We start from the raw sequence: 21,099 nt of genomic DNA, 5'->3' as shown, positions 1-21,099 counted from the left end.
CGCTGAGGACGTCACGATTCGATAATCGAGGAGTCACGATGCAGGTCACCAAGTACGCCCACTCCTGCCTGAAGCTGGAGCACGACGGGGGAGTGCTGGTCGTGGACCCCGGAGTCTTCAGCGGCGCCGAGGCGCTGGACGCGGCGGACGCGGTGCTCATCACCCACGAGCACCCGGACCATGTGGACGTCGAGGCGCTGACCCGGGCGCTGGACCGGCGGCCCGCCCGGGTGTACGGCCCGGCCTCCCTCGCCGGGGTGCTCGGCGACGCCGCCGAGGCACTGACCGTGGTCACGCCCGGCGAGACGTTCACGGCGGCCGGGATGGCGGTCCGCGCGTACGGCGGCCAGCACGCGGTCATCCACCCGGACATCCCCGTCGTCCAGAACGTCGGCTACGTGTTCAACGACGTCGTCTACCACCCGGGCGACGCGCTCGTCGTCCCCGACGACGTCCAGGTGGACACCCTCTTCGCCCCGATCCACGCGCCCTGGTCGAAGTTCTCCGAGGTGGTCGACTTCATCCGCGCGGTCGCACCGCGGCGGGCGTTCGCGCTGCACGACGCGCTGCTCAACGCCAACGGCTTCGGCGTGCTCGACCGCCAGTACACCGCGCTGTCGAAGACCGAGTACCGGCGCCTGGAACCGGGCACCCGGATCGACGCCTGAGCGGGCATGGCCGGTCCACCCCCCGACCTGGTCCAGCGGCTCTACGCGACGCCGCCGGACCGGTTCGTCGCGGCCCGGGACGCCGCGGTCGCCGAGGCGCGCCGGGCCGGCGACCCGAAGGGCGCCCGGGAGATCGGCAAGCTGCGCCGGCCCACCGTCGCCGCCTGGCTGGTCAACCTGCTCGCGATCCGTCGCCCGGAGCTGGTCGCCGACCTGGCGCAGCTCGCCGAGTCGCTCCGCTCGGCGCAGCGGGACCTGCGCGGCGGCAAGCTCCGCGAGCTCTCCGCGCAGCGCCGGGCCGTCGTGGGCGCGCTCGTCGCCGAGGTACGCAAGCTGGCCGCCGCCGAGCCGGCCGCCCCGCCGGTCGGGAAGCTGCCGCTGGGCGAGGTCGAGGCGACGTTGAACGCCGCGCTCTCCGACACCGAGGTGGCCGAGCAGGTACGCGCCGGGCGGCTGCTGCGGTCCACCCACTACGCCGGGTTCGGCGAGGTGCCCCGGCCGCAGCTGCGGCTGGTCACCGGGGGCGGCGAGGAGGAACCCGCCGTACCCGACCGGGCGGCCGACCGCGCCGAGAGCCGGAAGGCGCGCGACCAGCGGGCCGCCGAGCGGGCGGCCCGGGCCGAGCGGGCGAAGCGCCGCCGGGCCGTGGAACGGGAGCTGGCCAGGGCCCGCGACGACCAGGAGCGGGCCGAGGCGGAGCTGACCGGGGCCACCGACACGGAACGTGACGGCGTGGCGACGCTGGACCGGATCGAGACCGAACTGGCCGAGCTGGAGCGCCGCCGGGCCGTTGCCGAGCAGGAGCTGAGCCGGGCCAAGCTGGCGCGGCGCGGCGCGGAACGGTCGCTCACCGCCGCCCGCCGGCGCATCGGCGAGGTGGAGGCCGCGTTGGAGGCGCTGGACGCCGAAGAGGGGGATGCCGCGGAGGGTGGCGACGAGGCAGACTGATCGTGATGGATGACCACGGTGGACGGACGGTGGGGTGCCGCCGATGACCCCGGAGCAGGTCGCCGCCGCCAGCAAGCCGCTGGTGCTGGAGCTCGGGGAGGCGTTCTCCCGCTGCCCGTCGACGCTGCGTCGGGCCCGGCTGCTGGGCATCTCCGGCTGGGCGTTCTACATCACCGGCCGGGCCGGCGCGCTCGGCGACGTCCGCGCCGAGACGGTCGCCGCCGCACTCGGCTTCATCGCGCCGGAGGCGGTCGCCGACGGCTGGGACGCCGCCGTGCGCACCGTGCCGCCGCTGGAGGTCGCGGGCGCGAACCTGGCCGAGTGCTGCCGCTGGGGCGGCACCAACCTGGGCGACGCCCCGGAAGCCGCCCGCCTCGCCGCGCTGCTGCGCCAGGTGGTCGACGCGGCGGACGGCAGCGGCATGCCGCTGTTCGCCGCCTGGCGGGCCATGCCGGTCGACGCCGCCACGCCGGGCGCCCGGGCGGCCGTCGCGCTGCTGCTGCTCCGCGAGCATTTCGCCGGGGCGTACCTGCTGGCGGTGCGGGCCGCCGGGATGACACCGCTGGAGGCGGTGCTGGCCGGGCCCGAGGGCGACGCCGGGGCCTCGGCGTGCGGCTGGTCACCGCCGTACCCGCCGGTGGGGCCGCTGGTACGGCGGCGGCTCTGGGCCGAGGCGGTGACCGACCGGCTGGTGTCCCCGGCGTTCCGGGCGCTGGGCCCCGGCGAGGGCGCGGAACTGCTCAACCTGCTCACCGCCGCGCGACTGCACGTGCGCGGCGGATAAATGGGAAGCGCGGCCGCCGGGGCGGCTGTCAGGATCTGCCGCGTGACGCTCCCCGCCGGCTGGACCGCCCGCCGCCCCACCCTCGACGACGTGCCCGCGATCCTGGCGGTGGTGCACGCCGCCGACACCTTCGCCGTCGGCTACCCGGACTTCGACGCCGAGGACGTGCGGGACGCCCTGACCGCGCCCTTCGTCGACCCGGCCCGGGACTCGTGGCTGGTCACCGACCCGGACGGCACCGCGGTGGCCTGGGCGATCCTGAGCAACCCCGCCGGGGCCGGCCGGGAGTGGGTGGACGTCTCGGTGGACCCGGACCGTGCCGCCGACCTGCGCGCCCCGCTGCTGGCCCGGCTGCTCGACCGGGTCGCCGAGCGGGCGGCCGAGCGTGGCCTGCCCGCCCTCACCGCCCGGACCGGGGTCTGCGCTCCCGAGACCCGCTGGGCCGGGGAGCTGGTCGAGGCCGGCTTCACCCGGATCAAGCGGTACATCCGCATGACCCGGTCGCTGGCCGACCTGCCCGTCGAGCCGGCGCCCCCGGCCGGGGTGACCGTCCGGACGCTGCACGCCGACGACGAGGCCGACCTGCGGCTGTTCCACCGGATCTTCGACACCGCGTTCCGGGACACCCCCGACTACGAGCCGGTCGGCTTCGACCAGTGGCGCGAGCAGCTCCCGTCGTACGGCAAGGTGTGGGACGAGTGGTTCCTGGCCGAGGTCGACGGCGAGCCGGCCGGCGCCCTCCAGTCCTCCGACCAGGCGCTCGACCAGGACATGGGCTGGGTCCGGACGCTGTCCGTGCTGCCCGCGTACCGGCGGCGCGGGGTGGGGGCGGCCCTGCTGCGCCGGGCCTTCGCCGTCTACGCGGCCAAGGGCCGGGCGGGGGCCGGCCTCGGCGTCGACCTGGCCAACCCGACCGCCCCGGTCACCCTCTACCGCTCCGTCGGGCTGACCGAGGGGCGCTGGACCGACATGTACGAGCGGAGCGTCCCCGCCGCGGGTGTGTGATAGGCGACCCGCCGCGGGGTCGCCGCCCGGCCCGGGAGCCGGCCGGAGCAGACTGGAGAGGTGGGAGACGCGCTAAGCGGACGCGGTGCCGGTGGGGCGGGACCGCAGCTCGGTGACGTAGTCGTCCGGCGCGCCCGCCTTCTCCGCCGCGTTCGCGATCTCCGACAGGTACCACGACGTCGGCAGGCCGCCCTCGTACCCGTCGAAGACGTAGACCCAGGCGGTCACGTCCCCGTCCAGCGTCGAGACCCGCACGGTCAGCTTCCGGTACGTCCCGGAGGTCACACCCTCGATCTCGTCGAGCTGGGCCGCGTCGTACGGGTGGATGTCGTAGAGCGCCACGAAGACCCGGTCGCCCGGCGACTCGACCACGGTGCTGACCGAGCCCTCCCAGCCGATGACGTCCTCGCCCGCGAAGGTGACCCGCCACCCCTCCAGCCAGCCGGTGCCCACCATCGGCGAATGCGGACAGTAGGCACGCATGCGGGCGGGGTCCAGGTTTGAGCCGTAAGCGGCGTAAAGACGCACGGCGATGACGATAGCCCGGCCGACGGGTGGGGGAGAATACGACGGTGCGTGTCGAGCGCGACGGGGAGAAGAAAGTCACTGTGAGCATTGATCGGGGGCGAGCGCGGTGAGCGCGAGGAGTGCAGCGGAGCGGAGCCCCGCAGTCGCGAACGAAAGGATGGCTCCGTGAGCCAGATCGTGATCATCGGCGGCGGACCGGCCGGCTACGAGGCGGCGCTGGTCGCCGCCCAGCTGGACGCTGATGTCACCGTGGTCGAGGCGGAGGGGGCCGGCGGCGCCTGCGTGCTCTCCGACTGCGTGCCGTCCAAGACCTTCATCGCCAGCTCCGAGGTGGTCACCGGCTACCGGGACACCGAGGAGTTCGGGGTGCACTCCGACGGGCTGGAGGCCGTCACGGTCGACGCCCGGACCGTGCACGAGCGGGTGAAGCGGCTCGCCCTGGCCCAGTCCGCCGACATCCACGCCAAGCTGGTCAAGGCCGGCGTCGAGTTCGTCGCCGGCTCCGCCCGGCTCGGCGAGGACACCCTCGGTCACACCCACCGGGTGATCGTCACCCCGGCCGACGGCGGCGCGGAATACTCGATCGCCGCCACCACCGTGCTGATCGCCACCGGCTCCACCCCGCGCCAGCTCCCCACCGCCGTGCCCGACGGCGAGCGCATCCTGACCTGGCGCCAGGTGTACGACCTGCCCGAACTGCCCGAGCACCTCATCGTGGTGGGCTCCGGCGTGACCGGCGCCGAGTTCGCCAGCGCCTACCTGGCCATGGGGGTCCAGGTCACCCTGGTCTCCAGCCGGGACCGGGTCATGCCGCACGAGGACGCCGACGCCGCCTCGGCGATCGAGCGGGTGTTCCGGAACCGGGGCATGACCATCCTCAACAACTCCCGGGCCGAGGCGGTCCGCCGGATCGGCGACGGCGTCGAGGTGACGCTCGCCGACGGCCGGGTGGTCGCCGGCTCGCACGCGCTGATCGCGGTCGGCTCGATCCCCAACACCGCCGACCTGGGCCTCGCCGAGTACGGCGTCGAGCTGGCCCGGGGCGGCTACGTCACGGTCGACCGGGTCTCCCGGACCAACGTCCCCGGCATCTACGCGGCCGGCGACTGCACGGGGGTGCTGCTGCTGGCCAGCGTCGCCGCCATGCAGGGCCGGATCGCCATGTGGCACGCGCTCGGCGAGGCGGTCCGGCCGCTGCGGCTGCGTACCGTCGCGGCGAACGTCTTCACCGACCCGGAGCTGGCCACCGTCGGCGTCTCGCAGGACGAGGTCGACGCCGGCAAGGTCCCGGCCCGCCAGGTGATGCTGCCGCTCTCCGGCAACGCCCGGGCGAAGATGGCCGACCTGGCCGACGGCTTCGTGAAGCTCTTCTGCCGGCCGGCCAGCGGCCAGGTGATCGGCGGCGTGGTGGTCGCGCCGAAGGCCAGCGAGCTGATCCTGCCGATCACCATGGCGGTGGAGAACAACCTCACCGTCAACGAGCTGGCCCAGACCATCACCATCTACCCGAGCCTGTCCGGCTCGATCACCGAGGCCGCCCGCCAGCTCATGCTCCACGAGCTGGAGTGAGCTCACGGTCCTGCGCAGCCGCCGCCAGCTCGGCGAGGTGGGGGTGTTCCCGGAGTCGGGGCACCGCCACCTCGCCGATCTCGCGGCGGAGCAGGGTGCCGGCGACCACCGCGAGCAGGGCGACCTCGGCGAGGATGAGCAGGCGCTCGGCGAGGCCGATCAGCACCCGGTCACCGGGGTAGGCGGACCAGACCATCGCCGCGGCCAGCACGAGACTGGTCAGGACGAGCCCGCGCACCCACCCGGCGGCCCGCCCGCCGAGCCGCCGGGCGACCAGCCAGCCGGCGACGGGCAGGGCCAGGAAGGCCACCACCGAGGCGTACCGGTGCACGTAGGCGGCGGCGTCCATGGGCAGCCCGGGCTCGTTGGTGGGCACCACGGCGGCGGCCATCAGGCCGGCCGACCAGGCCACCAGCAGCGCCCCCGCGAGGCGGCCGGCGCCGGCCCGGCGCAGCGCCGGCAGGAGGACGATCGTGGCCGCCGCGAGCACCGCCATGGCGGCGTCGATGACGCCGCCCCGGTCGGAGACGGCGAAGTCGCTGACGGTCAGCGACCAGGGGTTCAGGTTGTCGTTCACCTCGAGGTGACCGACGACGGCGAGCACCGCCGCCAGGGCGATCCCGCCGAGGGCCAGCAGACCACTGCTCCGGGTTCCAGACATGCCTCAGCCTGTCGCCGAAACCGCCCGAAACGGATCCGGGGCCACCACCCACTTCATTCCGGGGGTCGCCCCCTACCGGTTTTTGGGGTGGACGGGAATCAGGCCACGTTGAGCTGGATGTTTCCGATCCGGGCGACGACGTCGAGATGCCCGCCGAGGCCCGTCACGTAGGCCCTCAGCGTCTCCAGGTTGGTGCTCTCCCCGTTCTCGATCTGGCTGATTCTCGCCTGGGACAGACCAGCGGCCTCAGCCAGCTGCGTCTGGGTCATGCCCAACTGCTTACGGATCTCGGCAAGCTGCGCACCGCTGACCGAGGCGAGCATCTGCTCCCGCAGATGTGCGCGCCGAGCCACACGGTCGGGCTCGTCCCAGGTGGGATCGACCTTCCTGACCTTGGCTTTGACGTCGCGCCAGTTCAGTCCATCGGTCATTGCTGGTCTTCCTTCAAGCTGATGAGGTGCTCCTGAAATCGGGCGTCCGCCAAGGGGATGGCCGTCCGGTGACCAACTCTGCCACTGTCCCGACTTGTCACCGGCGACCAGGAATACCGCTTCCCGTAGGCGATCGAAGGCGAAAATCATCCGCACCTCCGTCGCTCCGGTCGAACCGGGTCGTAGCTCCTTCATGTGATGGAACGCGCTGCCTCTCAGGCGATCGACCAAGGGGCGACCCAGCGCCGGGCCGTGCTCGCCGAGCAGGTCGATCGCTTCGCTGACCAAATCAGCCGTGAGGGGATCGGTCCCGCACAGGTCAAGGAACCAGGCTTCGACCTCCGGATGCAGCTTGATCTCCCACATCTGGTCAATATAAGTCGAGCTTATATCGCCTGACGTTCAGACACACCAGGAAGCGAAAGGACGGGCGGTCAGTCGACCGTCACCTCGACCTCGGGGCGGGAGTGGCGGGCGCTGATCACCGTCATGGCCCAGCCCGCTGCCGCGAACCCGGCCGCCGCCGCCCCGCCGATCAGCAGCAGCCGCCACGCCGACTCGGTCAGCGCCGCGCCGCCGAGGTGACCGACCATCGTCCCGTACGCGGCCCAACAGATGGCCGCGGCCGCCTCGTAGAGGACGAAGAGGCGGTAGGGGTAGCGGCTGCGCCCCGCCGAGAAGCAGGCCGCCATCCGGCCCCCGGGCACGAACCGGCAGAGCAGGATCACCAGCGGCCCCGGTTCGCGCAGCCCACGGGTGACGCGGGCGGCGGCCCGCCGGGCCCGTCCCGGGGTGGCGTGTTTCGGCTCGCGGCGGGTCGGGGCGGTCCGCCCGAGCAGATAGCAGGCGAGGTCGCCGGCGAAGACGCCGAGCGCGCCGACCGCGATGGTCAGCGGCAGGCTGAGCCCGCCGTAGACGGTCAGTGCCCCGCTGGTGATCATGACGACCTGGGTCGGCACCACCGGCACGAAGGCGTCGGCGATCAGCAGCGTGAGCAGCACCGCGTACGCCCAGGTGGGCGACGCGACGTCAGAGATGAGTTCGGCCACGACCGCCACCTCGCCGGAGTTCCCCGTTGTACCGCACCGAGCCTGACGCCGTGTCCCGCGTCACCGCGAGCAGCCCTGCCCGGCGGTGACGGCCGACACCCGCAGGCCACTGGTGTTCAACGATGCGGCGACGCCGAATGTGACGACCGGCCGGGGTGCCGCCGAGCGCCGGTGCGGGCGGCGGATCGTCGATCCGCGGCGTACCGTTGTCCGCGCGCGGCTCCGGAGGCGTCGGGTCCCCCGTTCCCGACGGCCGGACCGCCGCGGGTCGCCGGCAGGTCCCGTGCCGGCGACCCGCCCCCACCGCACCGGCTCCGGGTGCGTCGCGAAATCCAGGTGCGTCCGCCGATTCTCCGCGCGTACCGTCGCCGCATGCGCAGCGCGGTGGTGACCACGACGCCGGGAATCCCCGGCCCGCCGCACTGACGTTTCCGTCGACGAGGCCCCGGGGCGATCCGCTCCGGGGCCTCGCGGCGTTCCGGGTCAGTTCGCCTCCGGGTCGTACCCGATCAAGGAGAGCGACATGATCGACCATCGCAGGCTCGGCCGGGACCTGGAGCTGTTCGTCTCGGACCCGCTGGCCGGCGCCGGGCTGCCGATCTGGCTGCCGGCCGGGGCCGCCGCCCGGCACGCCGTCGAGGAATACGTGCGGGAGTTGGAGCGCCGGGCCGGCTACCGGCACGTCTACTCGCCGCCGCTGGGCAAACGGGAGCTGTTCGAGCTGTCCGGTCACCTCGGCTACTTCGCCGACGACATGTTCCCGCCCCTGCGGTTGAGCGCCGACGACGAGTTCGTGCTGCGCCCCGCGCTCTGCCCGCACCACGCGCTGGTCTTCCGCGCCCGAGGCCGCTCCTACCGGGAGCTGCCGCTGCGGATCGCGGAGATCGGCGGGATGTACCGGGCGGAGCGCTCGGGCGTGCTGGGCGGGCTGTCCCGGGTACGGGCCATCTCGCTCAACGACGCCCACAATTTCTGCGCCCTGGAGCAGGTGGGCGACGAGGTGCGCGAGATCCTCCGGCTGATCCGGGAGGCGCACGCGGCGCTCGGCGTCCGGCCGGCCGGGTTCCGGCTGTCGCTGCGCGGGCCGGGGGAGAGGTACGTGGGCGACGACGCCGACTGGGCGCGGGCCGAGGACCTGCTCCGCGCGGCGCTCGACGGGGTCGACCACCACGAGGGCCCCGGCGAGGCCGCCTTCTACGGCCCGAAGATCGACATTCAGGTCGTGGACGCGGCCGGCCGGGAGTCGACCATCTCCACCGTTCAGCTCGACTTCGACAAGCCGGAGCGGTTCGACCTGTCGTACACCGACGCGGACGGGCGCCGGAAGCGACCGGTCATGGTGCACCGGAGCCTGGTCGGCAGCATGGAGCGGCTCTTCGCGTACCTCATCGAGGTGCACGCGGGCGCCTTCCCGGCCTGGTACGCCCCGGTGCAGCTGGTCCTGCTGCCGGTGGACGACGGGCAGTCCGGCGCGGCCGTCGACCTGTGCCGCCGGGCCGAGGCGGCCGGGCTGCGCGCCGAGGTCGACCTGGCCGGCTCGCTGGGCGCCCGGATCCGTGACGCGGCCCGCCGGAAGGTCCCGTACGTCGGTGTGATCGGTCCCCGGGAGGCGGCCGAGGGCGCGGTCTCGCTGCGCCTGCGGGACGGGCGCGGGCTCGACCCGATGCCGGCGGCCGACGCGCTGGCGCTGGTCGGCGGCGTGGTGGCCGCCCGCTCGGCCCACCTGCTCCCGCCGGCCTGACCGCCGACGGGTCGCTCCGGCCGGGTCGCCCCTCGTGGCGTCCACGTCAGCGCCCGGCCGGCGCGGCCGCCGGCTTTCCGGGCGGCCCGCCGCCGGGCCGTCCGGGCGGTCCGCCGGCCGGCAGCGGCGCGGCAGCCTCCTCGTCGACCACCGCCGCGCTGAACTGCGACCGGTAGAGCTGGGCGTAGGCGCCGTTCGCGGCGACCAGTTCGTCGTGCGTGCCCTGCTCGACGATCCGGCCCTGGTCCATCATGAGGATCAGGTCGGCGTCGCGGATGGTGGAGAGCCGGTGCGCGATGACGAAGCTGGTCCGCTCGGTGCGCAGCGCCGCCATGGCCCGCTGGAGCAGCACCTCGGTACGGGTGTCGACCGAGCTGGTCGCCTCGTCGAGGATGAGCAGCGACGGCTCGGCGAGGAACGCCCGGGCGATGGTGATGAGCTGCTTCTCACCGGCGCTGACGTTGCTGCCCTCCTCGTCGATCACGGTGTCGTAGCCGTCGGGGAGGCTGCGCACGAACCGGTCCACGAAGGTGGCCCGGGACGCGGCCAGGATCTCCTCCTCGGTGGCGGTCGGCCGCCCGTACGCGATGTTGTCCCGGATCGTGCCGCCGAAGAGCCACGTGTCCTGGAGCACCATGCCGATCCGGCCGCGCAGCTCGTCCCGGCGCAGGGAGCTGATGTCCACCCCGTCCAGCGTGATCCGGCCGGCGTCCAGCTCGTAGAACCGCATGATCAGGTTGACCAGCGTGGTCTTGCCGGCACCGGTCGGACCGACGATGGCCACCGTGTGGCCGGGCTCGGCCACCAGCGAGAGGTCGTCGATCAGCGGCTTGTCCGGGTCGTACCGGAAGGAGACGTGCTCGAACTCGACCCGGCCGGTGACCCGGGGCGGCGCGGGCCGGTCCGGTGCCTGCTCCTCGGCGTCGAGCACCTCGAAGACCCGCTCGGCCGAGGCCACCCCGGACTGGAGCAGGTTGGCCATCGACGCGATCTGGGTGAGCGGCTGGGTGAACTGCCGCGAGTACTGGATGAACGCCTGCACGTCGCCCAGGCTCATCGAACCGGAGGCCACCCGCAGCCCGCCGACCACGGCGATCGCCACGTAGCTGAGGTTTCCCACGAACATCATCGCCGGCATGATGATCCCGGAGATGAACTGAGCCCCGAAGCTGGCCCGGAACAGCTCCTCGTTCTTGGCCGCGAAGGCGGCCTGCGCCTCGCGCTGCCGGCCGAAGACCTTGACCAGCTCGTGGCCGGTGTACGTCTCCTCGATCAGGCCGTTCAGCTCGCCGGTGTGCCGCCACTGCGCGATGAACCGGCGCTGCGACCGCTTGGCGATCTGCTGGGTGACGACCACCGACAGCGGCACCGCCACCAGGGCGACGAGGGCCAGCAGCGGCGAGATCCAGACCATCATGGCCAGCACGCCGACCACGGTGAGCAGCGCGCTGAGCAGTTGGCTGAGCGTCTGCGACAGGGTCTGCGAGATGTTGTCGATGTCGTTGGTGACCCGGCTCAGAAGCTCGCCGCGGGGCTGCTTGTCGAAGTAGGGCAGCGGCAGCCGGTTGAGCTTCTCCTCCACCTCGGCGCGCAGCCGCAGCACGGTGCGCTGCACCACCCCGTTGAGCAGCCAACCCTGCCACCACATCAGCAGGCTGGCGCCCAGGTAGAGGGCGAGCGCCAGGGTGATGGTGCGGGCCAACGCCGGGAAGTCGATGCCCGCTCCGGGCACGACGTCCATTCGGGCCAGCATGTCGGCGAAGTTGTCGTTGCCGGCGGCCCGGGCCGCCGCCACCGCCTGCTCCTGGGTGGTGCCGGTGGGGATCTGCCGGCCCACCACCCCGGCGAAGATGAGGTCGGTGGCGTGCCCGAGGATCTTCGGCCCGATCACGCTCGCCCCGACGCTGGCCACCGCCAGGGTGATGATCGCGGTCAGCGAGAACCGGTGCGGCCGGAGGCGGCCCAGCAACCGGCGGGCGGACGGCCCGAAGTTCATCGACTTCTCCGCCGGCATGGCGGCGCCCATCCACGGCGGACCGCCGCCGCCGCGCCGGGCGGCCGCCGCGGGCAGCCGCTGCGGCGGCCCCCCGTCGGCCTTCGCCTCCGGCGCCGGCTTCTGCCCGGGTACGGCGGTCATGCCGTCACCTCGCTACGCTCGGCGCCGTCCTGACCCCCGCGGCGACTGCGCTGCCTGGTTCGCTCGCTGCGCTCGCTCATGCCGTCACCTCCGCCGTCTGCTGGGACGCCACGATCTCCGCGTACGTCGGGCAGGTCACCAGCAGGTCGTCATGTCGTCCCATCCCGACGACGCCCCCGTCCTCGAGCACGATGATCTGGTCGGCGTCGACGATCGTGGACACGCGCTGCGCCACGATCACCACCACCGCGTCCGCGGTGACCGGCCTCAGCGCGGCCCGCAGCCGGGCGTCCGTGCCGAGGTCGAGCGCGGAGAAGGAGTCGTCGAAGAGGTAGATCTCCGGCTGGCGGACCAGCGCGCGGGCGATCGCGAGCCGTTGCCGCTGGCCGCCGGAGACGTTCGTGCCGCCCTGCGCGATCGGCGCCTCCAGGCCGCCCGGCATCTCCGCGACGAAGTCGCGGGCCTGGGCGATCTCCAGCGCCGACCACAGTTCGGCGTCGGTGGCGTCCGGGTTGCCGTAGCGGAGGTTGCTCGCGACGGTGCCGCTGAACAGGTACGGCCGCTGCGGCACCAGCCCGATCCGGCGCCACACCTCGTCGGGCTCCAGCAGCCGTACGTCCACCCCGTCGACCAGCACGGCGCCGGCGGTCGGGTCGACCAGCCGCGGGATCAGAGTGAGCAGGGTCGTCTTGCCGGCCCCGGTGGAGCCGATGATGGCCGTGGTCCGGCCGGGGTGGGCCTGGAACGAGATGTCGTGCAGCACCGGCGCGCTCGCCCCGGGGTACTGGAAGGCGACCCGGCGGAACTCCAGCTCGGCGCGGCGGGTCATGGCGATCATCGGTTCGACCGGCGGCACCACCGACGAGTCGGTGTCCAGCACCTCGACGATCCGTTCGGCGCAGACCGCCGCGCGGGGCACCATCATCAGCATGAAGGTGGCCATCATGACGGCCATGAGGATCTGCATCAGGTACTGCAGGAAGGCGGTGAGCGCGCCGACCTGGATCTGACCGGAGTCCACCCGTTCCGCGCCGAACCACAGCACCGCGACGCTGGAGACGTTCAGCACCAGCATGACCACCGGGAAGATCAGGGCCTGGAGCCGGCCGATCCGCAGGGCGGTCGCGGTGAGGTCGGTGTTCGCCACCCGGAAGCGCTCGGTCTCGTACGGCTCGCGGACGAAGGCCCGGACCACCCGGATGCCGGTGATCTGCTCGCGCAGCACCCGGTTGACCGTGTCGATCCGCGTCTGCATGAGCCGGAAGCCCGGTACCATCCGCCGGGTGATCAGGCCGAGCGTGATCGCCAGGACCGGCACGCAGACCAGCATCAGCCAGGAGAGCCCCACGTCCTCCTGGAGCGCCATCACCACGCCGCCGACGCTCATGATCGGCGCGGCGACCAGCATGGTGCAGCTCATCAACACCAGCATCTGCACCTGCTGGACGTCGTTGGTGTTCCGGGTGATCAGCGAGGGCGCCCCGAACCGGGCCACCTCGCGGGCCGAGAAGCTGTTGACGTGCGCGAAGATGCCGGCCCGGACGTCCCGGCCGAAACCCATGGCGGTCTTCGCGCCCAGGTAGACGGCGACGATCGAGCAGGCGATCTGGAGCAGGCTGACGAGCAGCATCCAGCCGCCCGTACGCATGATCTGGTCGGTGTCGCCGAGGGCCACGCCCCGGTCGATGATGTCGGCGTTGAGGCTCGGCAGGTAGAGCGACGCCATCGTGCCGACGAACTGGAAGGCCACCACCGCGGCCAGCAACCGCCGGTACGGGCGCAGGTGGGTACGGAGCAGGCGGATCAGCACGGACGGCTCCCCGATGGGTCTTCGGTGTCGGACTCGCTGTTCCGGTTCAACCGGCGAAGGTCCCCATCGGACATGCTCGTGATGATTTCCGTGAGGAACTCCCGGATCACCGCCTGCTTCGCCGGGTCCGCGTCGACCGAGGTCAGCGGCCGGTTGCTGTGGATCAGGTCGATGATGGCGAGGGCATGCTCCCGGCCCTTGTCGGTCAGGCTGAGCTGCACGCTGCGCCGGTCGTCGGGGTCCCGCCGCCGGGCCACGAAGTCGTCGCGCTCCAGGGTGTCGACGATGCCGGTGAGGGTGGCCGGCCGGACGAAGCACCGCTCGGCCATCTCCCGGTGCGTGCTGTCGCCGGCCCGCAGCAGGACGAGCAGCACCCGCATGCCGGCCGAGGTGAGGCCGTGGTGTTCGGCGAGGTAGCGGCCCCAGTGCTGCTCGACGATGTGCCCGGCGATCGAGACGAGCCGGCCGAGCGGCGCGTGCTGGAGCGCGTCGGGGAAGCGGACGAGCGGTCCCATGTTCACGGGCGTCAGGTTAGCCCCCGAACCATCAGGCCCCAAACTATTTACGCCGTCGGCCGAACACCGCCGCCAGGGCCGCGGCGAAGAGCGCCGGGAGCGCCATCGGGGTGCCGAGCTATCTTGTCAATGGCAAGTTAGACTTCTGCCCATGAGCCAGTCCCGCGCGTACCACCACGGCGACCTGCGCCGCGCCCTGCTCGACGCGGCCGTGGAGGTGATGGCCGAGTCCGGCCCCGCCGCGCTGAGCCTCCGCGACCTGGCCCGCCGGGCGGGCGTCTCGCACGCCGCGCCCGCCCACCACTTCGGCGACAAGGCCGGGCTGCTCACGGCGCTCGCCGCCCAGGGCTTCGAGCTGCTGGCCGAGGCGCTGCGCGACGCCGGCGACGACCTGGTCGACACCGGGGTGGCGTACGTGGGGTTCGCAGTCCGGCGCCGGGCACACTTCGAGGTGATGTTCCGCCCCGACCTCTACCGGGCCGACGACCCCGAGGTGGTGGCCGCTCAGGCCCGGGCCGGCGAGCTGCTGCGCACCGGCGTGGCCCGGCGCACCGGCCGGGGGCCGGACGTCGACGCGCTGGCGGCCTGGTCAATCGTGCACGGCTTCGCCACGCTCTGGCTCTCCGGTGCCCTGCCGCCCCGGGTCGGCCCGGACCCGGAGGCCGCCGCCCGTATCGTCATCAGCCGGCTCTTCCCCTGACGGCCGGGCCCCTCGGCGCGGGACCCGGCCCTCGGGGTCACCAGCTCGTCGGCAGCGGCATGCCCTCGGTGTAGCCGGCGGTGCTCTGCACGCCGACCAGCGCCCGCTCGTGGAACTCCTCCAGGTTGCGCGCGCCCGCGTAGGTGAACGCGCTGCGCACCCCGGAGATGATCTCGTCGATCAGGTCCTCGACGCCCGGCCGGGCCGGGTCCAGGTACATCCGGGCCGAGGAGATGCCCTCCTCGAAGATCGCCTTCCGGGCCCGGTCGAACGCGCTGTCCTCGGCGGTCCGGGCGCTCACTGCGCGCGCCGAGGCCATGCCGAAGCTCTCCTTGTAGCGCCGGCCGTCGGCGTCGGTGTAGAGGTCGCCGGGGGACTCGTAGGTGCCGGCGAACCAGGAGCCGATCATGACGTTCGAGGCGCCGGCCGCGAGCGCCAGCGCCACGTCCCGCGGGTGGCGGACGCCGCCGTCGGCCCACACGTGCCGGCCCAGGGAGCGGGCCGCCGCGGCGCAGTCGAGCACCGCGGAGAACTGCGGGCGGCCCACGCCGGTCATCATGCGGGTGGTGCACATGGCGCCCGGCCCGACGCCGACCTTGATGATGTCGGCGCCCGCCTCGACCAGGTCGCGTACGCCGTCCGCGGTGACCACGTTGCCCGCCGCCACCGGAACACCGGGGTCGAGCTTGCGGACCGCCCGCAGCGCCGAGATCATCCGCTCCTGGTGCCCGTGCGCGGTGTCCACCACGAGGGTGTCCACCCCGGCCTCCAGCAGCGCGGCCGCCTTGCCGGTCACGTCCCCGTTGATGCCCACCGCGGCGGCGACGCGCAGCCGGCCCCGGTCGTCCACGGCCGGCCGGTAGAGCGTGGCGCGCAGCGCGCCCGACCGGGTCAGCACCCCGACCAGGCGACCCTCGGCGTCCACCACCGGGGCGAGTCGCCGCCGGCCCGCCGAGAGCCGGTCGAAGCCGGTGCGCGGGTCCGCGTCCGCCGGCACGGTGTGCAGATCGGTCGACATCACGTGCCGGAGCTGGGCGAAGCGGTCCACCCCGACCGTGTCCGCCTCGGTGACCACGCCCAGCGGGCGGCCGGCCTCGTCCACCACGACCACCGCGCCGTGGGACCGCTTCGGCAGCAGGTGGATGGCGTCGCCGACGGTGTCCGTGGGGCCGAGCGTGATCGCGGTGTCGTGCACCAGGTGCCGCTGCTTGACCCAGGCGACGACGTTCGCCACCACCTCGATCGGGATGTCCTGCGGGATCACCGCGATGGCACCGCGCCGGGCCACCGTCTCGGCCATCCGCCGGCCGGCCACCGCGGTCATGTTCGACACGACCAGCGGGATGGTGGTGCCCGTGCCGTCGGCCGCGGCCAGGTCGACGTCGAGCCGGGAGCCCACCTCGGAACGGTTGGGTGCCATGAAGACGTCGTTGTAGGTCAGGTCGTGCGCGGGAACCGCGCCATGAAGGAACCGCACCCGGCCATCATTCCTGCTCGCGGTCGGTCCCGCCGCCGCTGGTGGCCCAAACCACCCCGGCCGGCGGGACGCCACCCGCCGTCAGGAGATGGTGCAGATGGCCGCGCCGGCCGTGATCACCGCGCCGACCTCGGCGGACAGGCCGCTGACCGTGCCGGCCTTGTGGGCGTGCAGGGGCTGCTCCATCTTCATGGCCTCCAGGACCACCACGAGGTCGCCCTCGGCCACGGTGTCCCCGTCCGCCACGGCGATCTTGACGATGGTGCCCTGCATGGGCGAGGTGAGCGCGTCGCCGCCGACCGCGCCGCCGGCCTTGGCGCCGCCGCCCCGGCGGGCCGGCTTCTTCGCGGCGGGTGCCGCGGTCGCCGTACCCGCGCCGAGGCCGGCCGGGAGGCTGACCTCCAGCCGCTTGCCGCCCACCTCGACCACGACGGTCTCGCGCTCGGCCGGGCCCTCGACGGCGCCGGCGGGGGCGGTGAAGGCCGGGACCGTGTTGTGCCACTCCGTCTCGATCCACCGGGTGTGCACGGTGAACGGCTCGGCCGCGAACGCCTCGTCGCGGACCACCAGGCGGTGGAAGGGCAGCGCGGTGGCCATGCCCTCGACGACCATCTCGTCCAGCGCGCGGCGGGCCCGCTCCAGCGCCTCGGTGCGGGTCTCGCCGACGATGATCACCTTGGCCAGCAGCGAGTCGAAGTTGCCGCCGATCACGTCGCCGGCCGAGACGCCGGTGTCCACCCGCACACCCGGGCCGGTGGGCAGCCGCAGCGCCGTGATGGTGCCCGGGGCCGGCAGGAAGTTGCGGCCCGGGTCCTCGCCGTTGATCCGGAACTCGATGGCGTGCCCGCGCGGCGTCGGGTCCTCGGTGAACCGCAGCTTCTCGCCGTCGGCGATGCGGAACTGCTCACGGACCAGGTCGATGCCGGCGGTCTCCTCGGTCACCGGGTGCTCCACCTGGAGCCGGGTGTTGACCTCCAGGAAGGAGATGGTGCCGTCCGCGCCGACCAGGTATTCCACCGTGCCGGCGCCGTGGTAGCCGGCCTCCCGGCAGATCGCCTTGGCGCTGTCGTGGATCTGCCGGCGCTGGGCCTCGGTGAGGAACGGCGCCGGGGCCTCCTCGACCAGCTTCTGGTGCCGGCGCTGGAGCGAGCAGTCGCGGGTGCCCACCACGATCACGTTGCCGTGCTGGTCGGCCAGGACCTGCGCCTCGACGTGGCGGGGCTGGTCCAGGTAGCGCTCGACGAAGCACTCGCCCCGGCCGAACGCGGCGACCGCCTCGCGGGTGGCCGACTCGAACAGGTGCGGGATCTCCTCCATGGTGCGGGCCACCTTGAGGCCGCGCCCGCCGCCGCCGAAGGCCGCCTTGATGGCGACCGGCAGGCCATGGTCGACGGCGAAGGCCATCACCTCGTCGGCGTTGCCGACCGGGTCCGGGGTGCCGGGGACCAGGGGCGCGCCGGCCCGCTGGGCGATGTGCCGGGCGGTCACCTTGTCGCCCAGGTCGCGGATCGCCTGCGGGGTGGGGCCGATCCAGGTCAGCCCGGCGTCGATGACGGCCTGGGCGAAGTCGGCGTTCTCGGAGAGGAAGCCGTAGCCGGGGTGCACCGCGTCGGCGCCGGCCGTGGCGGCCACGTCGATCAGCTTGTCGATCCGCAGGTAGCTGTCGGCCGCCGTGTCGCCGCCCAGGGCGTACGCCTCGTCGGCGAGGGTGGCGTGCAGGGCGTCCCGGTCGGAGTCCGCGTAGACGGCGACGCTCGCCAGGCCGGCGTCGCGGCAGGCGCGGATGACGCGGACGGCGATCTCGCCGCGGTTGGCGATGAGTACCTTGCGCACCTTGGTGGCTCCTCCCGAGGTCGTTGCCGGGAGTGTATCGGCCGGGGGATTCGGCCCTAACGATCGCTCAGTGTGGGATGCCGCACTGTAGTCAAATTTGGCTATTACGCTTGTCCGGTGTCGGCAACACGGATGATGATTCTGGGCCTGGTGCGGTGGATGCAGCCGGTGCACGGCTACGACGTACGCCGCGAACTGCTGAGCTGGAGCGCGGACAAGTGGGCCAACGTGCAACCCGGTTCGATCTACCACGCCCTGCGCAAGCTCACCGACGAGGGCCTGCTCCGGACCGTCTCCGTCGAGCAGGTCGGCGCCCGCCCCGCCCGCACCACCTACGAGGTGACGCCGAAGGGGGACGAGGAGTTCGAGACCCTGCTGCGGGCGCAGTGGTGGCAGCTCAACGAACCGCCCGACCCGTTCGTGGCGGCCTTCTCGTTCCTGCCGGCCATGCCCCGCGACGAGGCGGCGGCGGCGCTGCGCAACCGGGCGAACCTCATCCGCGCCGGCGTCGAGTCGATGCGCGCCTCGCTGGACTCGGACTGGGTCCGCAACCGCAAGCCGGTGCACGTGGGCTGGATGTTCGAGCTGTGGCTGGCGCGGGCCGAGGCGGATATGGCCTGGTGCGAGCGGATCGCCGAGCGGATCGAGTCCGGAGTGTCGTACCTGCCTGCTGGGCTGGAGCAGGCCGAGGGGTGGTCGGGCTGGAAGGACGGCGCTCCCGACGCGGAATAATCAACGTTGACCACAAGAGTTATATCGCGTTAGTCTCTGCGCGAGCCGTGGGGAAGCCGTGCGTCCTCCTCGCGGACCATCGGCGGCCGGTCGTGTCCGGCCCGGAGGACCAGGAGCAGACATGATCGAGACCAGGGGGCTGCGGAAGTCGTTCCGCTCCCGCGCGGGTCGCGAGACAAAGACCGTGGACGCGGTCCGTGGCGTCAACCTCGAGGTGGCCGAGGGGGAGATCTTCGGTTTCCTCGGCCCCAACGGCGCCGGCAAAACCACCACCCTGCGGATGCTCGCCACCCTCATCGAGCCGGACGGCGGCGAGGCCACCATCGCCGGCGCCGACCTGCGCAAGGACCCGGCCGAGGTGCGCCGGCGCATCGGCTACGTGGCCCAGGGCGGCAGCACCTGGGACGAGTCCACCGCCCGGGAGGAGCTGGTGCTCCACGCCCGGCTCTACGGCATCGGCAAGGCCGACGCGCACCGCCGCGCCACCCGCGCCCTGGACGCCTTCCAGCTCAGCGAGTACGCCGACCGCAAGTGCAAGACCTACTCCGGCGGCCAGCGCCGGCGGGTCGAGATCGCGCTCGGCATCATCCACGAACCGAAGATCGTCTTCCTGGACGAGCCGACCACCGGCCTCGACCCGCAGAGCCGGGCGCACATGTGGGACGAGATCCGCCGGCTGCGCACCGAGGGCATGACCGTCTTCATCACGACGCACTATCTCGACGAGGCCGACGCGCTCTGCGACCGGATCGCGATCATGGATCACGGCGAGGTGGTCGCGGAGGGCACCCCGGCCGAGCTGAAGCGCGAGATCTCCGGCGAGGTGGTGCTGGTCGGCCTCGACGCCGCCACCACACCGCACGCCGCCGAACTGCTCGACACCGAGGCGTACGTCAGCAAGCTGGAGACCGCCGACGAGGGCGGCCTGCGCCTCTACGTCGACGAGGGCGCCACCGCCATCCCGCAGGTGCTGCGCCGCCTCGACCACGCCGGGCTGGAGCTGCGCTCGATCGAGCTGCACCGCCCCAGCCTCGACGACGTCTTCCTCACCAAGACCGGCCGCTCGCTGCGCGAGTCCTGAGCATCGGGAGCACTGTCATGAAACTCGCCCGCGACACCTGGCTGATCTTCCAGCGCCAGATCCAGCTGCTGCTGCGCAACCCCGTGTGGGTCTTCGTCGGCGTCTTCCAGCCGGTGATGTACCTGCTGCTCTTCGCCCCGCTGCTCAAGCCGGCGCTCAACGCGCCGACCCAGGCCGCCGCGTACAAGATCTTCGTGCCCGGCCTGCTCGTGCTGCTGGCCATCTTCGGTGGCCTGTTCCAGGGCTTCGGCCTGATCGCCGAGCTGCGCGCCGGGGTCATCGAGCGGTCCCGGGTCACCCCGGTCAGCCGCCTCGCCCTGCTGCTCGGCCGCTCGCTGCGGGACGTGGTCTCGCTGGTCGCGCAGGCGGTCATCATCACCCTGCTGGCGCTCCTGTTCGACCTGCGCGTCTTCATCGGCTACCTGCTGCTCGCGTACCTGATGCTGGCCCTCATCGCGCTCATGACCTCGGCCGTCTCCTACGGCGTCGCGCTCAAGGTCAAGAGCGAGGACGCCCTGGCCCCGCTCATGAACACCGTGGCCCAGCCGGTGCTGCTGCTCTCCGGCATCCTGCTGCCGCTGACCTTCGCCCCCGGCTGGCTCCAGGGCGTCGCCAAGTGGAACCCGTTCTCCTGGTCGGTCGACGGCGTCCGGGCGCTCTTCGCCGGTGACCTGAGCAACGACAAGGTCTGGCAGGGCCTCACGATCGTCGCGGTGCTCGCCGTCGCGGGCGTGTTCTGGGCGGCGCGGCAGTTCGCGCGCAGCGTCCGCTGACCCGACGAGAGCTGCCTCTCACCTGGGGCGGGGTGCCGGCCGGCCGCAAGTACCGTAAGGCCGGTGCCCCGCCTCACCCGTGACCGGACGACCTGGCTGACCTACGCCCAGCTGGGCCTGTGGGGCTTCTTCCTCTACGGGTTCGGTCCGGTCGTCCCGCTGCTCCGCGACGAGCAGGGCACGAGCGCCGCCGTCGCCGGGCTGCACAGCACCGGCATCGCCGTCGGAGCGCTCGCCGGCGGGGCGCTCTTCGCGCCCGCCGCCCGCCGCCTCGGCCGCGGCCCGGCCATCTGGCTCGGCCTCGCCGGCGTGGCCGCCGGCGTCACCGCCCTCGGCCTGCTCCACCCGCTGCCCGCCACCATCGCCGCCGTCGCGGTGATCGCCACCTTCGGCATGATGGTGATCAGCGGGGTCAACGTGGTGCTCACCGCCCACCACGGGCCTGGCGCGCCCGCCGCGCTCAGCGAGGCCAACGCCGCCTGCGCCGGCATGGGAATCCTCGCGCCGCTGGTCATCGGCGCGACCGTGGACGCCGGCCTCGGCTGGCGGCCCGCGATGGCCGCCGAGGTCGGGCTGATCACCCTGGTCGCCCTCGCCGCCCTGACCTTCCGGGTACGCCTGCCGAAAACCGCCCCCGCTACCGCGGCTGCCGCCACC

General features: G+C 73.0%; 20 protein-coding genes. 11 read left to right on the top strand and 9 right to left on the bottom strand.

Features of this window, described 5'->3' with window-relative positions:
- Window positions 1-38: 38 nt before the first annotated feature.
- The 4 genes from F8274_RS11130 to F8274_RS11115 are packed head-to-tail and all read left to right on the top strand — an operon-like array spanning window position 39 to window position 3,405.
- On the top strand, window positions 39-668 hold the full coding sequence (locus F8274_RS11130) for an MBL fold metallo-hydrolase (RefSeq protein WP_151462214.1): 630 nt from the start codon (window positions 39-41) through the stop codon (window positions 666-668).
- A gap of 6 nt (window positions 669-674) precedes the next feature.
- The gene (locus F8274_RS11125) at window positions 675-1,616 is read left to right on the top strand and encodes a hypothetical protein (RefSeq protein WP_151462213.1); all 942 of its coding nucleotides are present in this window, start codon (window positions 675-677) and stop codon (window positions 1,614-1,616) included.
- A gap of 43 nt (window positions 1,617-1,659) precedes the next feature.
- Window positions 1,660-2,400, top strand: coding sequence for a hypothetical protein (locus F8274_RS11120; RefSeq protein WP_151462212.1), 741 nt, complete (start codon window positions 1,660-1,662; stop codon window positions 2,398-2,400).
- A gap of 42 nt (window positions 2,401-2,442) precedes the next feature.
- Window positions 2,443-3,405, top strand: a complete 963-nt coding sequence (locus tag F8274_RS11115) for a GNAT family N-acetyltransferase (RefSeq protein ID WP_151462211.1) — start codon at window positions 2,443-2,445, stop codon at window positions 3,403-3,405.
- 72 nt (window positions 3,406-3,477) lie between these two features.
- Here the strand turns inward: F8274_RS11115 and F8274_RS11110 are convergent, their stop codons facing one another.
- The gene (locus tag F8274_RS11110; protein ID WP_151462210.1) at window positions 3,478-3,933 is read right to left on the bottom strand and encodes a gamma-glutamylcyclotransferase; all 456 of its coding nucleotides are present in this window, start codon (window positions 3,931-3,933) and stop codon (window positions 3,478-3,480) included.
- Window positions 3,934-4,098: 165 nt separating this feature from the next.
- On the opposite strand from F8274_RS11110, the gene F8274_RS11105 reads away from it, so the two are divergent.
- The gene (locus F8274_RS11105) at window positions 4,099-5,502 is read left to right on the top strand and encodes an NAD(P)H-quinone dehydrogenase (RefSeq protein ID WP_151462209.1); all 1,404 of its coding nucleotides are present in this window, start codon (window positions 4,099-4,101) and stop codon (window positions 5,500-5,502) included.
- On the opposite strand, the gene F8274_RS11100 is transcribed toward F8274_RS11105, so the two are convergent.
- The 3 genes from F8274_RS11100 to F8274_RS11085 form a co-directional block, all read right to left on the bottom strand.
- Complete coding sequence (locus F8274_RS11100) at window positions 5,480-6,163, bottom strand: DUF998 domain-containing protein (RefSeq protein ID WP_151462208.1); 684 nt, start codon at window positions 6,161-6,163, stop codon at window positions 5,480-5,482. The genes F8274_RS11105 and F8274_RS11100 overlap by 23 nt on opposite strands.
- 98 nt (window positions 6,164-6,261) lie before the next feature.
- Window positions 6,262-6,960, bottom strand: coding sequence for a helix-turn-helix domain-containing protein (locus tag F8274_RS31895; RefSeq protein ID WP_225853720.1), 699 nt, complete (start codon window positions 6,958-6,960; stop codon window positions 6,262-6,264).
- Window positions 6,961-7,028: 68 nt separating this feature from the next.
- On the bottom strand, window positions 7,029-7,643 hold the full coding sequence (locus tag F8274_RS11085; protein ID WP_151462206.1) for a DedA family protein: 615 nt from the start codon (window positions 7,641-7,643) through the stop codon (window positions 7,029-7,031).
- A gap of 523 nt (window positions 7,644-8,166) precedes the next feature.
- Here F8274_RS11085 and thrS point away from each other — a divergent pair.
- Window positions 8,167-9,384 carry a threonine--tRNA ligase gene (gene thrS / locus F8274_RS11080; protein ID WP_151462205.1) on the top strand — a complete coding sequence of 406 codons (1,218 nt, stop codon included), beginning with the start codon at window positions 8,167-8,169 and terminating at the stop codon, window positions 9,382-9,384.
- Between the two features lie 46 nt (window positions 9,385-9,430).
- On the opposite strand, the gene F8274_RS11075 is transcribed toward thrS, so the two are convergent.
- The 3 genes from F8274_RS11075 to F8274_RS11065 form a co-directional block, all read right to left on the bottom strand.
- Window positions 9,431-11,521, bottom strand: coding sequence for an ABC transporter ATP-binding protein (locus F8274_RS11075; protein WP_151462204.1), 2,091 nt, complete (start codon window positions 11,519-11,521; stop codon window positions 9,431-9,433).
- 76 nt (window positions 11,522-11,597) lie between these two features.
- A complete protein-coding gene (locus tag F8274_RS11070; RefSeq protein WP_151462203.1) occupies window positions 11,598-13,331 on the bottom strand; it encodes an ABC transporter ATP-binding protein in 1,734 nt (577 codons plus the stop codon).
- Window positions 13,325-13,846 carry a MarR family winged helix-turn-helix transcriptional regulator gene (locus F8274_RS11065; protein WP_151462235.1) on the bottom strand — a complete coding sequence of 174 codons (522 nt, stop codon included), beginning with the start codon at window positions 13,844-13,846 and terminating at the stop codon, window positions 13,325-13,327. Before F8274_RS11065 ends, F8274_RS11070 begins: the two co-directional genes overlap by 7 nt.
- A gap of 151 nt (window positions 13,847-13,997) precedes the next feature.
- Here F8274_RS11065 and F8274_RS11055 point away from each other — a divergent pair, with 151 nt between their 5' ends.
- The gene (locus tag F8274_RS11055) at window positions 13,998-14,546 is read left to right on the top strand and encodes a TetR/AcrR family transcriptional regulator (protein WP_151462202.1); all 549 of its coding nucleotides are present in this window, start codon (window positions 13,998-14,000) and stop codon (window positions 14,544-14,546) included.
- A 37-nt stretch (window positions 14,547-14,583) separates the two neighbouring features.
- On the opposite strand, the gene F8274_RS11050 is transcribed toward F8274_RS11055, so the two are convergent.
- Both F8274_RS11050 and F8274_RS11045 read right to left on the bottom strand, forming a co-directional pair.
- Window positions 14,584-16,023, bottom strand: coding sequence for a GuaB1 family IMP dehydrogenase-related protein (locus F8274_RS11050; RefSeq protein ID WP_151462201.1), 1,440 nt, complete (start codon window positions 16,021-16,023; stop codon window positions 14,584-14,586).
- An 81-nt stretch (window positions 16,024-16,104) separates the two neighbouring features.
- Complete coding sequence (locus F8274_RS11045) at window positions 16,105-17,856, bottom strand: biotin carboxylase N-terminal domain-containing protein (RefSeq protein WP_151462200.1); 1,752 nt, start codon at window positions 17,854-17,856, stop codon at window positions 16,105-16,107.
- Between the two features lie 132 nt (window positions 17,857-17,988).
- Here F8274_RS11045 and F8274_RS11040 point away from each other — a divergent pair, with 132 nt between their 5' ends.
- From F8274_RS11040 to F8274_RS11025, 4 genes are all read left to right on the top strand, one after another.
- On the top strand, window positions 17,989-18,588 hold the full coding sequence (locus F8274_RS11040) for a PadR family transcriptional regulator (protein ID WP_151462233.1): 600 nt from the start codon (window positions 17,989-17,991) through the stop codon (window positions 18,586-18,588).
- Between the two features lie 121 nt (window positions 18,589-18,709).
- A complete protein-coding gene (locus tag F8274_RS11035; protein ID WP_151462199.1) occupies window positions 18,710-19,669 on the top strand; it encodes an ATP-binding cassette domain-containing protein in 960 nt (319 codons plus the stop codon).
- 17 nt (window positions 19,670-19,686) lie between these two features.
- Window positions 19,687-20,442: an ABC transporter permease gene (locus tag F8274_RS11030; RefSeq protein WP_151462198.1), complete on the top strand. Its 756-nt coding sequence runs from the start codon at window positions 19,687-19,689 to the stop codon at window positions 20,440-20,442.
- Between the two features lie 63 nt (window positions 20,443-20,505).
- Window positions 20,506-21,099: sugar MFS transporter (locus F8274_RS11025; RefSeq protein WP_151462197.1), on the top strand; the 594-nt coding region annotated here is incomplete at its 3' end.

The organism is Micromonospora sp. AMSO31t (assembly GCF_008868175.1).
GTDB lineage: Bacteria > Actinomycetota > Actinomycetes > Mycobacteriales > Micromonosporaceae > Micromonospora.
This window is presented reverse-complemented; position numbering and strand designations above follow the sequence as displayed.

What these genes read in the sequence shown, in the direction of transcription:
- F8274_RS11055 (WP_151462202.1), top strand. Translation starts at nt 13,998, where the DNA reads ATGAGCCAGTCCCGCGCGTACCACCACGGCGACCTGCGCCGCGCCCTG.
- F8274_RS11120 (WP_151462212.1), top strand. Translation starts at nt 1,660, where the DNA reads ATGACCCCGGAGCAGGTCGCCGCCGCCAGCAAGCCGCTGGTGCTGGAG.
- F8274_RS11100 (WP_151462208.1), bottom strand. Translation starts at nt 6,163, where the DNA reads ATGTCTGGAACCCGGAGCAGTGGTCTGCTGGCCCTCGGCGGGATCGCC.
- F8274_RS31895 (WP_225853720.1), bottom strand. Translation starts at nt 6,960, where the DNA reads ATGTGGGAGATCAAGCTGCATCCGGAGGTCGAAGCCTGGTTCCTTGAC.
- F8274_RS11075 (WP_151462204.1), bottom strand. Translation starts at nt 11,521, where the DNA reads ATGACCGCCGTACCCGGGCAGAAGCCGGCGCCGGAGGCGAAGGCCGAC.
- F8274_RS11030 (WP_151462198.1), top strand. Translation starts at nt 19,687, where the DNA reads ATGAAACTCGCCCGCGACACCTGGCTGATCTTCCAGCGCCAGATCCAG.
- F8274_RS11130 (WP_151462214.1), top strand. Translation starts at nt 39, where the DNA reads ATGCAGGTCACCAAGTACGCCCACTCCTGCCTGAAGCTGGAGCACGAC.
- F8274_RS11040 (WP_151462233.1), top strand. Translation starts at nt 17,989, where the DNA reads ATGATGATTCTGGGCCTGGTGCGGTGGATGCAGCCGGTGCACGGCTAC.
- F8274_RS11035 (WP_151462199.1), top strand. Translation starts at nt 18,710, where the DNA reads ATGATCGAGACCAGGGGGCTGCGGAAGTCGTTCCGCTCCCGCGCGGGT.
- F8274_RS11125 (WP_151462213.1), top strand. Translation starts at nt 675, where the DNA reads ATGGCCGGTCCACCCCCCGACCTGGTCCAGCGGCTCTACGCGACGCCG.
- F8274_RS11065 (WP_151462235.1), bottom strand. Translation starts at nt 13,846, where the DNA reads ATGGGACCGCTCGTCCGCTTCCCCGACGCGCTCCAGCACGCGCCGCTC.
- thrS (WP_151462205.1), top strand. Translation starts at nt 8,167, where the DNA reads ATGATCGACCATCGCAGGCTCGGCCGGGACCTGGAGCTGTTCGTCTCG.